The 13613-nt window shown below is 40.8% G+C and carries 12 protein-coding genes; 6 read left to right on the top strand and 6 right to left on the bottom strand.

Annotated features, from left to right (window positions below; translation table 11 throughout):
• Positions 1 to 14 precede the first annotated feature (14 nt).
• Positions 15 to 650: an SGNH/GDSL hydrolase family protein gene (locus QWZ01_RS03450; protein ID WP_290321832.1), complete on the bottom strand. Its 636-nt coding sequence runs from the start codon at positions 648 to 650 to the stop codon at positions 15 to 17.
• A 564-nt stretch (positions 651 to 1214) separates the two neighbouring features.
• Here QWZ01_RS03450 and QWZ01_RS03445 point away from each other — a divergent pair.
• Positions 1215 to 1811 (top strand): DUF502 domain-containing protein, encoded by a 597-nt coding sequence (locus QWZ01_RS03445; RefSeq protein WP_290321831.1) that lies wholly within the window; start codon positions 1215 to 1217, stop codon positions 1809 to 1811.
• On the opposite strand, the gene QWZ01_RS03440 is transcribed toward QWZ01_RS03445, so the two are convergent.
• A complete protein-coding gene (locus QWZ01_RS03440) occupies positions 1792 to 3063 on the bottom strand; it encodes a TCR/Tet family MFS transporter (RefSeq protein ID WP_290321830.1) in 1272 nt (423 codons plus the stop codon). The genes QWZ01_RS03445 and QWZ01_RS03440 overlap by 20 nt on opposite strands.
• A gap of 176 nt (positions 3064 to 3239) precedes the next feature.
• On the opposite strand from QWZ01_RS03440, the gene QWZ01_RS03435 reads away from it, so the two are divergent.
• Positions 3240 to 4388: a TlpA disulfide reductase family protein gene (locus tag QWZ01_RS03435; protein WP_290321829.1), complete on the top strand. Its 1149-nt coding sequence runs from the start codon at positions 3240 to 3242 to the stop codon at positions 4386 to 4388.
• Positions 4389 to 4471: 83 nt separating this feature from the next.
• Here the strand turns inward: QWZ01_RS03435 and QWZ01_RS03430 are convergent, their stop codons facing one another.
• The 3 genes from QWZ01_RS03430 to QWZ01_RS03420 all read right to left on the bottom strand — a co-directional run bounded on the left by QWZ01_RS03430 (position 4472) and on the right by QWZ01_RS03420 (position 8213).
• On the bottom strand, positions 4472 to 5608 hold the full coding sequence (locus QWZ01_RS03430; protein ID WP_290321828.1) for a BamA/TamA family outer membrane protein: 1137 nt from the start codon (positions 5606 to 5608) through the stop codon (positions 4472 to 4474).
• Positions 5609 to 5998: 390 nt separating this feature from the next.
• Positions 5999 to 6706 carry an LOG family protein gene (locus tag QWZ01_RS03425; RefSeq protein WP_290321827.1) on the bottom strand — a complete coding sequence of 236 codons (708 nt, stop codon included), beginning with the start codon at positions 6704 to 6706 and terminating at the stop codon, positions 5999 to 6001.
• A gap of 22 nt (positions 6707 to 6728) precedes the next feature.
• Positions 6729 to 8213 carry a sodium:solute symporter gene (locus tag QWZ01_RS03420; RefSeq protein ID WP_290321826.1) on the bottom strand — a complete coding sequence of 495 codons (1485 nt, stop codon included), beginning with the start codon at positions 8211 to 8213 and terminating at the stop codon, positions 6729 to 6731.
• A gap of 272 nt (positions 8214 to 8485) precedes the next feature.
• On the opposite strand from QWZ01_RS03420, the gene QWZ01_RS03415 reads away from it, so the two are divergent.
• From QWZ01_RS03415 to QWZ01_RS03400, 4 genes are all read left to right on the top strand, one after another.
• Positions 8486 to 9649, top strand: coding sequence for a glycoside hydrolase family 76 protein (locus QWZ01_RS03415; protein ID WP_290321825.1), 1164 nt, complete (start codon positions 8486 to 8488; stop codon positions 9647 to 9649).
• Between the two features lie 338 nt (positions 9650 to 9987).
• Positions 9988 to 10605, top strand: a complete 618-nt coding sequence (gene recR / locus QWZ01_RS03410) for a recombination mediator RecR (RefSeq protein ID WP_290321824.1) — start codon at positions 9988 to 9990, stop codon at positions 10603 to 10605.
• Position 10606: 1 nt separating this feature from the next.
• Entirely contained in the window at positions 10607 to 11440 is an 834-nt protein-coding gene (locus QWZ01_RS03405; RefSeq protein WP_290321823.1) for a glycosyltransferase family 2 protein, read from the top strand.
• Positions 11427 to 12242, top strand: a complete 816-nt coding sequence (locus QWZ01_RS03400; RefSeq protein ID WP_290321822.1) for an SDR family oxidoreductase — start codon at positions 11427 to 11429, stop codon at positions 12240 to 12242. Before QWZ01_RS03405 ends, QWZ01_RS03400 begins: the two co-directional genes overlap by 14 nt.
• A gap of 95 nt (positions 12243 to 12337) precedes the next feature.
• Here the strand turns inward: QWZ01_RS03400 and QWZ01_RS03395 are convergent, their stop codons facing one another.
• Positions 12338 to 13291 (bottom strand): ion channel, encoded by a 954-nt coding sequence (locus QWZ01_RS03395; protein ID WP_290321820.1) that lies wholly within the window; start codon positions 13289 to 13291, stop codon positions 12338 to 12340.
• Positions 13292 to 13613: the final 322 nt, after the last annotated feature.

Below are 13613 nucleotides of genomic sequence, written 5' to 3'. Positions count from 1 at the left end.
CTAATTAATCAAAGTTATTTTAATTTGGTTATGCCATCCCATAAAAGGTCGGCTATGCCTTTCATGCCTTTATCGCTCGGGTGTTGTTGTACGCCACCATCAGTATACAAACCAAATGCATAATTGCTAATATCACCAGAAAGCACATTTAATGTTACATATGGTGAATATTGTTTAATGATATTATCTGCATCATCTCTGTCAGGCCAAAATGACAAACCTGCTATTACCTTAACATCCGGATTGTTTGATCTTAAATAATTTAAGAGACATTTATATTTCTGTCTAAATAAAGCCGAATCTATCATGGGTAAGTTTTCACCAATCCGCATGATTATTAAATCAGGTTTTAGGTCTCTATATTCCTTTAAATATTGATCAGGTTCGTAGGTCTGATACTCTCTTTCAAACCGTGAGATATTAACGGCTGTTAATTTTGCGAATTTAAAATGTACGCATAATAAATGTACATAATCTAAATCTGGCGAAGTTGCAGCCATACCGCAAGCCTTATTCCAGCCTATACTTTCATTGATAGGGGAATAAGTAATGCTGTTGCCTAAAATCAGAACGTTTTTATATTTGGATTGGGCGGGAATTACATTTGTTTTACCAGGTAATAAAGTGGTTTGAATATTTGCTTTGGGCAAATCTGGTTTTTCTTTATTGCAGGCAGCAGATAATAATATTAAAAGGGCTATAAATACAGGTTTAGGTTGCATAATTAAAGTTATTAATAAATATAATTATTAACCGTATAGTTATTTTACTATTAAATACTTAAACAATATTTTTGTACTGCAGCGTTGAAGTGCGGTTAGGGATGACTGTCAACGTAGTTTAGCCTCGGTTTTATACCGGGGTTTCTTATTTAACAGGCTATTTATACCAATGAGTTTTTTTGATTTTATACCATATAAATGATAATATATTTAAGCTGGACCGGGTTTCTGTCGGTTTTTAAGATTTTATCATAAAATATTGATAAATGGATTAAAATAAGCAACTTAAATATATATCTTGCGTATAAGGACGTACGGAGTTTGCATTTTAAATAAGTTAATAAAAGCGTTAGGGTGAGAGCTAACGCTTTTTTCTTTTATACAGGAGCGACAAAAAACCTTTTAACGTGTGTCTATCATTACTACTATTGAGTATCAAGATTTTTGATGCTGATGTTAAAAAATACGTTACTTGATACTAAATTTGCATCTATGAACAGGATTGCGGGCGCCTTATTAAGATATTTTGTAAAAGGGCTTATTGTGGTTGTACCTATTGGGGCCGCATTTTTTATAGTTTACTGGGCAGTATCAACCATTGATAAGGCGCTTAATTTAAGTGCCGACCTATGGGTTGATAAGGCCGGAAAGCCAATTTATATCCCCGGCTTGGGTATTTTAAATGTGGTTGTGGTAATTATGATAGCAGGTATACTGATTACCAATGTAGTTACCGACCCTATTAAACGCTGGTTTAACCGCTGGCTCGATCGGCTTCCACTTATCAAGTTCCTGTATTCATCCATCAAAGACCTCACCGAAGCTTTTGTAGGGGAGGAGAAGAAATTCAATGAACCCGTTTTGGTAGAGGTTAATGAGTTTGGCTTAAAAAAGATTGGGTTTATAGTTCAAAAAGATCTCAGTGCCCTTAACCTGCCCGGCGATGTTGCCGTATATTTTCCGTATTCATACTCCTTTGCGGGGCAGGTGGTTATTATATCAGCAAGCAAAGTAAAGCATATTGAAAAAAGTGCTGCTGATATGATGAAGTTTGTAATATCAGGCGGTGTTAGCGGACTTGATCATTAATACCTACCGGGCTTACCGCGTTAGCGGCTTCTTTCACTTTCTTAAAACTCCTAATAGCTAAAAAGGCACTGATGAGCATTAATACTGCTCCCAGAATATAAGGTGCTCCTGGAAAATAGGTGCTGCTATTGCGGTGTGTAAATAAGTGAAATATCGAACTCATCAATAAAGGCCCAATAATTACCGCCATGCTGGTTAAGCTGGTTAATGAACCCTGTAATTCGCCCTGCTCTTTTGGGGAAACTGTGCCTGTTATGAGACCCTGCAATGCCGGTCCTGAGATACCACCGAGGCAGTAGGGGATCATATAAACATACATCATCCAGCCCTGGCTTGCAAAGGCAATGAGGGTTAATCCCAAGGCGTAAAAAAGCAGCCCCGCTGTTATATTTTTTTCCTGCCCAAATTTAGGTATGGTTAACCTGATGAGGCCTCCCTGTATAGCTACAAGCACAACTCCAATAAAAATACCCAACGCGCCGATGCTTCGGAGGGTCCAGTTAAATTTTTCTATCAGGTAAAATGACATCACATATTCCACTGATTTTTGGGCTATATAAACCAGGGAGAAAGCGCCGATCAGCCCCTTAAGTGCCGGGTATCTGCCCAGGCTTCGTAACGAACTTATGGGGTTTGATTTTTTCCACTCAAACCGGCGGCGGTTGCGGGGTTGTAATGATTCGGGCAGTACAAAGTAGCCATAGAGCGCATTTAGCAAAGCGAAGCCTGCAGCAGCCATAAAAGGCAACTTAACATTGATATCGCCCAGGTAGGCCCCCATTCCAATACCTAATATAAATCCGAGGCCGGAAGCTGCACCTACCAGCCCGAAATTAGCCGCCCTGTTTTTACCGGTACTTACATCGGCAATATATGCGGTAGCGGTAGAGTTACTGGCCCCGGTGAAACCGGCAATGGCCCGCCCTACAAAAAGCCAGCCTATGGTAGGGGCAAAAGCCATAAAAAGATAATCGATACCAAAGCCCAGTAATGAAGAAAGTAATATCGGCCTGCGACCATACCTGTCGCTCAGGTTGCCCAACACCGGCGAAAAGATAAACTGCATGCTGGCATAGGTAAAAGTTAAATAACCATTGTATTGGGTGGCAGTACTAACATCCACATTGCCCAGGGTTTCCAGCAGTTTAGGCATTACCGGTATAATAATGCCCAGGCCCAACACGTCGATAAACAATGTTATGAATATAAACCCCAGCGCGGCTGAGTGCTTTTTTTTAGGTTGGGTGGTCATTAATAGGATAAAGCGTTGAACAAGGTAAAAGTTTTAAAGATATGAAGTTGTATTAAATGTTTCGTTCAGCCGGTAAAATTTGTTTTGATAACTTATTAATTTATGATCGGAATAATATTGGTATACATATATTAGCAATTACTAATAATAAATATTATATATAGCCAATACCTATCATGAGAAAATTTTTAACGCTCTGTTTTTTATTCATGTTTTTTATTTTTCAGGCCAATGCCCAAGCTACCAAGAATGATAATTATGTTATTAATGGTACAATAACCGGTATTGATTCTGGTATTGTACGTATGCTTTCAGATAACAGAGATGTTATTGACAGTGCTATTATATCGAATGGTAAATTTATTTTTAAGGGAAAAATAGGTTCGCCCAGAAGAAGAGGGTTTTTAATTTCGCCGGGTAACTGGTCGTTCAGGGGTTTTTTAGAAGATACCCTTATCACATTCAATATAGATACAGCAGACGCCATGCATCAGTATTCTCAAAAGAAAGATTATCCTATTTTTTGGCAAATTAAAGAAACAGGCTCTGTACTAGCTGATGCCTATACTCAATATGAAAATGAAATAGGGTTAACTCACTGCTACTCTCTTCTTAAAAAGTTGAAATCAGCAAAAAAAGATTCGGTTTCCATTATCAAGAATGAGTTAGACTCCCTCCGTGGGCTGATTATGGGGAAGGAAAAAGCATGGATCGAGGATTATATCGGTCGAAATCCCAGCTCCCTTGCCGGAGTTTATATATTTAATGAATATTGTAATTTATCAGGTAATACGTCCGAAGTTTATTTGCGTACAATGATCAATCAATTTTCAGGAGCGGCAAAAGCATCTCCTTATTATGAGGCATTGATGAAGAAATTACCAACGCTAAAAAATAGAGAGGCTAATAACCTGGCTTCTGATTTTACATTGCAAAAAAGGGACAAAACCAAATTTACGCTTTCTTCGACCCGAGGATCCATTACAATGCTTGACTTTTGGGCAAGTTGGTGTGTGCCATGCAGAAATGGCATTCCGCACTGGAAAAAGGTGTATGCGAAATATCACCCGAAAGGGCTTAATATAGTCAGTATTTCTGATGATAGGTATTGGAAGGATTGGATTGGTGCGCTTGATCAGGAGAGAATGCCCTGGACACAAGTTATTGATGAATACTCCTCAATAAATTCACGAGGAAAAGTAGGTCAATTATATGCAGTTAGGTTTATGCCTTTTTTTGTACTATTGGATAAAGAGGGAAAAGTAATCATTGCCTCTAACGATGAGAATGCTGTCACGAAAAAAATAGAAACAATCTTTCAATAATGGCTTATTGATTGCAAACCCCGACCGTTTTACCTGAAGTTTATCTGGCTTCAGGTAAAATGGATAGGTTAAATTTCGATTCCTTAAAAAGCTTCATTCAGGCCCAGGAAAAATCCTTTGGCTCCGTACTTGCCATAAGCATAATCAAGGCATAAGTTGGTGCGGGTTGCTTTATTGAACAGTACACGCAAACCGGCACCACCACCCGGCTGCCACACCTGGAATAAATTGGTTCCGTTTTCATCATTGGAGGTTTGCAGGTTGAAAAAGGCAACACCACTTAAAAACTTGTTGCGGAGTATCGGAAAGCGGTACTCCACCTCCGAATAATCATATTTCGTGCCTTTGAAATAGCCTGTAGTATATCCACGTCCACTACGGAAACTTCCATCCTTGGCAGTTCCTGGTAATTCGAGATAGGGTACATTGCCGCTTAGCAGATATGATCCCCAATTCCAGAAAGCTATAACATGCTCGGGATGATCTTCAGACAGGCTAAAGTATTTCCTGAAATCGGTAGTGAACTGCATGGAGTTTTTACTGCTGCCTATCCAACTTTGGTTAATCCTGATACCGGCATCTATGTAAACACCTTTGTATGCGCGGTTCTGATTATCACGGGTAGTGTATTGCAGGTTAAACAGAAAGCCATTGGCACTGTAGCTGTCCTGGCTAAAGCCATGACGGTCGTTATAAATGCTGTATGGCGTTGGGCCAACAGATTTATTATCTTCAATGCTTTTCCTTACGTCAAATGACAAACCGGCTCCCAGGAACAGATTGGTGTCTATCTGTTTGTATACCTTTTCCCTTAAATTAAAATATACCGAATGCAGCGCCCTGGCTTTACGCTCTGGGTTGGTTAATATATGATCGTCCACACTCTCATCAGATCCTCGGCCTATGCCTAAGCCATAATCGGGTGTAACGGTTTTGGCAACCACCAGGTTACCCTGAAAGTTATATTTGTTACCGGGAGTATATACGTTATGGTTAACGTAAAAATAAATGATGCCTTTGGTAGTAATGGAAGCTGATGTTGCAGCTACAGACAGCAGGGTATTAGGATCGTTACCCAGTTTTCTGCCGGCTACGGCCTTGATACCTATCTGCGACCCGATACTGGGGTTAGAGGCAACGTTGGGTATAACTGTAATTCCCGATGATTTTTTTTGAACCGAATCAGGCTTTCTGTGCGGGCGGAAAATATCATTGTACAAATTACCAACATCGTATTGTTTGGATAGGTTGTCGGTTTTGGCAATAGCTGCCCGTGCCTGTCGTATACGGAGCGAATCGGCCTTTACCGAATCCGCATGGGTTTTTACCTGACTGTAAGCATTATAATTAATGCTGATGAGTAGTGGTAATACTAAAACCTTTAATAAAAAGAACTTGCTATGTTTTGGGGTATGATGCGTTTTCAGGATGATAACTATTTAATTTTCAATTTATTTAAATTCTTAATTTGTGATAATGTTACTTTGGATTTAAACCACGGAAATCCTGAAATGTTTTACTTGAGGTAGATTGCACTTAAACACCAACCTTCAGAAAGCAAAAATGCCACCTCAAATTGAGATGGCATTTTTATTTTATAAAGTGGAATATTAAAAATTCGGTTTCAATACATACTTGTTGTAGAAACGGGTAATGTGCTCTACAGCTTCCTCTGCAGTATCAACCACGCGGTAAAGGTTCAGGTCATCAGGGTTGATGTTGTGCTGTTCGGACAGCATTTTTTCTTCAACCCAGCTAAACAGACCCTTCCAGTATTCTACACCAACAAATATGATGGGGAACCGGGCAATTTTACCGGTTTGTATCAGGGTAATAGCCTCAAATGATTCGTCCATAGTGCCAAAGCCACCAGGCAGGATAATAAAACCCTGCGAGTATTTCATGAACATCACCTTGCGGATAAAGAAGTAATCAAACTCCATAATTTTATCCCTGTCAATGTATTTATTATGGAACTGCTCAAAAGGCAGCTCAATATTCAAACCTACCGATTTACCGCCAGCCTCATAAGCACCCTTATTAGCTGCTTCCATAATGCCGGGGCCTCCGCCCGATATTACACCATAGCCATGCTCGGTAAGCAAACGCGCTGTATTTTCGGCCAGTTGATAGTATTTGTTATCGTTATGGGTACGTGCCGATCCAAATATGGATACGCAGGGGCCAATTTTTGCCAGTTTCTCAAAACCGTCAACAAATTCGGCCATTATCTTGAATATCTGCCAGGAGTCGGTTACTTTGATCTCTTGCCAGTTTTTGTTTTCAAACGCTTGTCTTATTTTTTCTTCGCCGGTCATATCTGTTATAAAATATAGTAAACTATAACGTTGCCATCTTTGTTTTTGATTTAGACGTTAACCAAAGGCCCACAAATGTAATTAATCCGTTAACAATGATCAGCTCATTGCTAAAAACATATCCACCTAAAATTTTAGCCGATTCGCTGCTTAAAAAATAACATACCGCCGGTGATATTAAACAAATAAAAGGTACCAGTTTATCGCGCACTTGTCTGCTGCTTACAAAAAGGCCAAAGGAGTATAAACCCAGTAGTGGCCCGTAAGTATAGGAAGCCACGGCAAAAATGGCGTTCACCACAGCATCGTTATTAATGGCATTAAATATCAAGATAGTTAAAAACATCAGTCCAGAAAAGGCGATGTGTACCGTATGCCTGATGCTTACCATTTTTTTACTGTTTAAGTCGCCCTTTTTATTGAAGTTCAGGAAATCTACACAAAAAGAGGTGGTAAGCGCCGTTAAAGCCGAATCGGTAGTGGCAAAGGTGGCAGCGGTTAATCCCAGCATAAATACCATGGCCGGTACTATCCCTAAATATTTTAATGCGATGGTAGGGTACAGGTAATCGGTTTTTTCAACGTGGATGCCGTATTTATTGGCATATATCCACAGTAAAGCGCCAACACTTAAAAAGAATATATTGATAATCACAAATACGCCAGTAAAGCTGAACATGTTTTTCTGTGCCTCTTTAATATTTTTAAGGCTCAGGTTTTTTTGCATCAGATCCTGGTCAAGCCCGGTCATGCCTACGGTGATAAACAGGCCACCTAAAAACGCTTTGGTAAAATGCAGCTTACTGCTCACAAAATTGTTAAAGAAGAATATTTTAGAATAGCTACTGTTTTTGATAGCATCGGCTGCTTCAAAAATGCTCATGTGCAGGCTCCGGCAAATAAAAAATATCGACAGGAATACTGACAGCACCAGGAAAAAAGTCTGCAAGCTATCGGTAATGATAATGGTTTTTAAACCACCTTTAAAAGTGTACGACCATATAAGCAGCAAACATATAAGCACCGTAACCGCAAAGGGAACGTTATAACTATCAAAAATAAATTTCTGCAATACAATAACTACCAGGTACAGCCGGAACGCAGAGCCTATAACCCTGCTGATTAGGAAGATGCCTGCTGCTGTTTTGTAACTCCAGGTGCCCAGGGCACCCTCAATGTAGCTGTAAATAGAAGTGAGTTTAAGTCGATAATAAAGCGGCAGCAAAACTGTAGCAATGATGATAAAGCCAGCCGCGTTGCCCAGTACAAACTGAAAATAAGAAAATTCATCGCCCGATGGAGCTCCGACCTTACCGGGCACCGAAATAAAGGTAACGCCGCTCAGTGCTGTGCCTATCATACCGAAAGCTACCAGGTACCATTTAGAATTACGGTTGGCAACAAAAAAGGTATCGTTATCTGATGAGTTTTTTGAGGTGAGCCACGATATGATCAATAATACCAAAAAGTAACCGATGATGAAAGAAAGCAGTATTCCGGGCGACATATGTTTTAGTTAGTCCGGAAATCCGAGCAGCGGCATATCCGGAAGTGTTAGTTTTAGTTAATTCCGAAAGTCGGAAACTTTTTTTATAAAAGGTAATTATTGACCTGGGTTTGTGTATTTTATTATTGCTCACCAGGAATAATATATATCTGCACGAAAAGTAGCCTTTAAGTGCGATTAGCCTTCCGGTTAATGATTTTTTTGACTTTAATTTCTATTTAAGTATTTACCGTCTTATCATTGCTGTAACATTAAACCTTAATACCTGAATTATGAATGTGCGAAGATTTTTCGTTTTAGTTGTTTTAGGATCGTGCAGTGCCTTGTTGAGTTACAGCAAAACAAAGGCTACACATCCAAACGCCACCCGTGCAGATGCCGTCAAAAAAACAAGATCAAGATTACCACGAGTTTCTCCATCCAATAATGAACTTGCCGATCTGGCATATTCGTCATTTAATGCCGCATTTTTAAATCCACATACTAATTTGTACTATGGTAATACCAATAAAGATGGAATAGCCGCTATATGGACACAAGCAATTTATTGGGATATGGCTATGGATGTTTACAACCATACCAAAAAGCCGGCTCAGCTTGCCTTTGTAAACGCTATGTACCAGGGAGGTTTTAACCAGTACGATGCTTATAACTGGAACAATAAAAAAACCTGGTTCATATATGATGATATGATGTGGTGGATCATGGCCCTGGCCCGTGCCAACCAGCTTACCGGAAACTCTACCTACCTGCAAAAAGCTCAGGAAGGTTTTGATCATGTTTGGGCAGGTTCCTATGACCCTACAGATGGCGGTATGTTCTGGGATTTTAACCATAGCGGTAAAAACTCCTGCATCAATTTTCCAACGGTTATAGCAGCTATGCGTCTGTATGAAATAACAAAGGATAAAGCCTATTTAACTAAAGCGCAATCTGTTTATGCATGGTCAAAAGCCAACCTCACCAATACCGGTACAGGGCAGGTTTACGATAATAAGATCGGTAATCACCCTCCGGGTGGCCAGGCTTACACTTACAATGCAGGTACTGCCATTGGAGCGGCGTATCTGCTTTATAAACAATCAAAAGATGTGGCTTACCTGGAGGACGCCAAAAGATACGCGGATTATGTAAAAAACAACTTGTGTAAGGATGGCATACTGCCTGCCGAGGGCGACTTTAACGAGCAGGGTGTAATGAAAACCATATTTGCCGATTATATGATGCAATTGATCAACGAGGGCAAACAAATCCAGTATTTAAGCTGGATCAAATCTAATATTATCACCGGCTGGCAAAACCGCGACAAGGCTCGCAACCTTACTTACAGGAATTATGCAATAAGCTGCCCAACCGGTAACATACAATCATACGAGGCCAGCAGCCTGGTAGCTTTTATGCAGCTATACCCGGGTGTTATTTCGGTGGCTAAGTAGATAAGCCAGTTATTAAGCATTGCGCGTATCGACTCACCCCGACATCGCTTCGCTTGTCACCCCTCTCTCCGTTTCGCGCATAGAGGGGGCGGCTTCATATTTATCAGAGTTAAAGCCCTCTTTCCGCCGCAGGCGAAGAGAGGGCGCCCGAGCGAAGCAACGGGCGGGTGAGTAAACTATAGGCCATGCAGCATTTAACATCACCTTTCACTGTTTAAATAAATTATAATATTAGATACTCCCAGGTTCCAGAGCCTTGGGCTCTTCTGCTAAAAAGATCATGCAAGTGGCATTTTCTGCCTCTTCAACTTTTCCTCACTATTGCGTAACTTCGTTGCATGAATTTTTCGTCCAAATTGTTGGAGAATGCTGTAGCGGAGTTTGCCAAACTGCCGGGGGTAGGACAAAAAACCGCCTTGCGCCTGGTATTGCATCTGCTTAATCAGGATAAGCAGGAAGTTGAGCGCTTTAGCAGCAGCATCAGCAAGCTGCGTAACGAGATACAGTTTTGCAGTGTTTGCCATAATATTTCTGATCAGTCGGTTTGCGAAATATGCTCATCGCACAAACGTGATCATAGCACCATTTGCGTGGTTGAAGATACCCGCGATGTAATGGCCATTGAAAATACCAATCAATATAATGGCGTATATCATGTACTTGGTGGCCTTATTTCGCCAATGGATGGTATCGGCCCGTCGGACTTACAGGTGGATACTTTAGTGGAACGGCTGAAAGCCAATGAAACTAAAGAGATCATTTTTGCACTCAGTGCCACCATGGAAGGGGATACTACTTTGTTCTATCTTCATAAAAGAGTCAAAAGTTTCAATATTACCATATCAACCATAGCCCGTGGCATAGCTTTTGGTGGAGAATTGGAGTACGTTGATGAGATAACCCTTGGGCGATCTATAGCTACACGTGTTCCATATGAAAACTCACTGACAAAGTAAAATGAAGCTATCTGTAATCCTTGTTAATTACAATACCTGCGATATGCTGAGGCTGGCGCTTAACTCTGTTGTGCGTGCCGCCTTGGGTATTGATCATGAGGTTTTTGTGGTTGATAATGGTTCGGCAGATAAGTCATTGGCAATGTTACAGGATGAATTTCCGGGTGTAAACGTGTTAGCTAACTCAAAAAATGAGGGAATTGCCAAGGCCTATAATCAAGCCTTAAAACTGACTGCCGGGGAGTATGTTTTAATGGTCAGTGCGGATACTATTACAGGCAAAAAAACTATTGAGAAAGCCCTGGAGTTTATGGACATGCATACCGATGCAGGCGGACTTGGTGTACGCATGATAACTCCTGATGGCAGCTTCCTGAAAGAATCAAAACATGGCTTCACACAGCCTTGGGCCATTTTCTTTAAACTAACAGGACTGGCTAAGTATTTCTCCAAATCACGCCTTACTGATGTATTACGAAAAGACTGGGTAGAGGAATTCCAAACTTCTGAAACCGATGTGCTGAACGGCGCTTTTATGCTGTACCGTAAAGAGGCGCTGAACCATACCGGCGAACTGGATGAGCGTTTTCATGTTTATGGTTATGACATTGATCTGTCATACAGGGTTAGGCTCACCGGGTTTAAAAATTACTATTTCCCTAAAACATATATTATCAACTTCAATACACGGGGGCGGGCAAAATTTAGCTTTGCTTACATTAAGGAATTTTATGGCGCTATGATTATCTTCGCCAGCAAATACTTATTTAAGGTACCCGAAATAAAAGTGGAGGGTTTGCCGCAGCTATACCCTTCAACCTATGAAGTTAAATAACAAGACCATCATTATCACCGGCGCTTCATCAGGCATCGGTAAATCATTAGCTATTGAATGTGCCAAACGTGGTGCCAATGTGGTTTTGGCGGCCCGCCAATACGTTACCCTTTGCGAAATTGGGCAGGATCTTGAGAAGCAATATAACATTAAAGCCCTTGCCGTACAATGTGATGTGGCTATAGAAGAAGATTGTGCGCACCTGGTCAAACAAACCCTCACAACTTTTGGTAAAATTGATGTGCTCATTAATAATGCAGGTTTATCTATGCGTGCCTTATTTCAGGATGTTGATCTGAAGGTATTAAAAAACCTGATGGATGTTAACTTTTGGGGCACGGTATACTGTACCAAGTATGCACTGCCCGAAATTTTAAAAACCAAGGGTAGTATTGTGGGAGTATCATCCATAGCGGGATACAAAGGCTTACCGGGGCGCACGGGCTACTCCGCCTCAAAATTCGCGATGAATGGCTTTTTAGATTCATTGCGGGTAGAGAATTTGAAAACCGGTGTGCACGTATTAACAGCCTGCCCTGGTTTTACGGCATCAAATATCCGTAATACCGCGCTGGCAAAAGACGGCAGTCAGCAGGGTGAAAGTTCTATGGACGAAAATAAAATGATGACCAGTGATGAAGTGGCAACCATTATATTGGATGGTGTAGAAAACCGCGCGCGAACCCTCATCATGACCGGCCAGGGAAAATTGACTGTAACGCTCAGTAAATTTTTACCGTCGTTTTTGGATAAAATGGTTTACAATGTTTTCTCCAAAGAGAAGAACCCGCTATTAAAATAGTATCCGTTTGGAGATTAAAGTCGTTATTTAAGTTAGAGCTTTAATGGTGCGGGGGGCAGTAATTCAGGTTAATCTTTAATTTTATAAATCCTGGTTCAGACAATCTTACCAACCATTTCATAATCATCAATAGTTTCCAGGTGGAGCATTACGCGGCCATCTTCGTCACGATCGAAGGTGGGTTTAAATTTGGCATCCCATACCATATCCTTATAGGTGTAGGTAGTACGGGAATGAACGGTTTGCGAAAAGGTATCGTCAAAAGTTTTTAAAATTACGGAAAAAACAACTTCCGATCTTTCAAAATCTTCCGGAGAGAAATCTTTTATAGGGCTGTCGTCATCAATAGGGTGTACAACCGTCCAGTTCAGGGTTAGTATGCTTACAGATCTGCGCTCCAGCTCAAGCGGGAAAAACTTACGCTCGGTTTTGCCATTCACTTCTTCATTGTACGAGAACAGCACTTCCATTTCCAGGTCTATCAATATATTGCGGCGCACATTGGCCAGCCTGAACATAAGGCCGCGCTTATTTTCAAGATAAGGGGATATTAATATTTTCTCGCTGTATTTAATCTTGGCTGTTGGTCGTGAAAAACGCCCGTAAAGCAAACCGGTCGCTAAGGCAAACGCCAATAAGCCGATCATTGATTCCATGGCGGCTACGCTATTGGCAATCATTCCCTGCGGGCTGATATGCCCATAACCAACTGTTGATATGGTTTGTGCCGAAAAGAAGAAGGCATCCATAAAATGATCAAAAAGTGTGTTGCCGCTTTTGCCATCCAGGCTATCGGGGCCCAAGGCAACGTAGATACAGGCAAAGGCTATATTGGCTACCATATACCCACTTAAAACAACCAGCCAAAACCGGGTCCAACTCATGGTGATCAGGTTTTGGTAACTGTTAAGGGTATTCAAAAAGGGTAACCCGGTTCGCTTTACGTTAATGGAGCCATCCTTATTTATAACAGGCTGGCTCTTCATAACAGGCTGTTTACCAAAGCCCAGATCATCTTCCGGGTTAACTTTTCGCTTTTTTAAGTCCATTTGAAGTATAAGCTTTTCGGCTTTTGCGTAAATTTATCATTCTGTTTGCTTTTAGTAAAAACTATTTCCATATTTGTGAACAAATGAAAATGATAGCATTAAACAATAACTGGTGGTGGCTTAACGAGTAATCGTAAGGCAATTCCGTTTTTTGTTTTTTAACATAATATTCAGAAGGGTTGCCATACGGTAACCCTTTTTTTATGCCCCCCGGCCCCCTGAAGGGGGAGTGATTATGAAGGGGGGTGAGTAGCGATCAGACAGGGCGATAGTCAATTATAAAATAATAAATCAAAAAATTCCCCCTTTAGGGGGTTAGGGG

Source organism: Mucilaginibacter aquaedulcis (assembly GCF_030409325.1).
GTDB classification, from domain to species: domain Bacteria; phylum Bacteroidota; class Bacteroidia; order Sphingobacteriales; family Sphingobacteriaceae; genus Mucilaginibacter; species Mucilaginibacter aquaedulcis.
This window is presented reverse-complemented; position numbering and strand designations above follow the sequence as displayed.

Bases quoted from the DNA above. Each gene is read 5' to 3' on its own strand.
- QWZ01_RS03445 (WP_290321831.1), top strand. From the start codon at position 1,215: ATGAACAGGATTGCGGGCGCCTTATTAAGATATTTTGTAAAAGGGCTT.
- QWZ01_RS03440 (WP_290321830.1), bottom strand. From the start codon at position 3,063: ATGACCACCCAACCTAAAAAAAAGCACTCAGCCGCGCTGGGGTTTATA.
- QWZ01_RS03435 (WP_290321829.1), top strand. From the start codon at position 3,240: ATGAGAAAATTTTTAACGCTCTGTTTTTTATTCATGTTTTTTATTTTT.
- QWZ01_RS03425 (WP_290321827.1), bottom strand. From the start codon at position 6,706: ATGACCGGCGAAGAAAAAATAAGACAAGCGTTTGAAAACAAAAACTGG.
- QWZ01_RS03420 (WP_290321826.1), bottom strand. From the start codon at position 8,213: ATGTCGCCCGGAATACTGCTTTCTTTCATCATCGGTTACTTTTTGGTA.
- QWZ01_RS03415 (WP_290321825.1), top strand. From the start codon at position 8,486: ATGAATGTGCGAAGATTTTTCGTTTTAGTTGTTTTAGGATCGTGCAGT.
- recR (WP_290321824.1), top strand. From the start codon at position 9,988: ATGAATTTTTCGTCCAAATTGTTGGAGAATGCTGTAGCGGAGTTTGCC.
- QWZ01_RS03405 (WP_290321823.1), top strand. From the start codon at position 10,607: ATGAAGCTATCTGTAATCCTTGTTAATTACAATACCTGCGATATGCTG.
- QWZ01_RS03400 (WP_290321822.1), top strand. From the start codon at position 11,427: ATGAAGTTAAATAACAAGACCATCATTATCACCGGCGCTTCATCAGGC.
- QWZ01_RS03395 (WP_290321820.1), bottom strand. From the start codon at position 13,291: ATGGACTTAAAAAAGCGAAAAGTTAACCCGGAAGATGATCTGGGCTTT.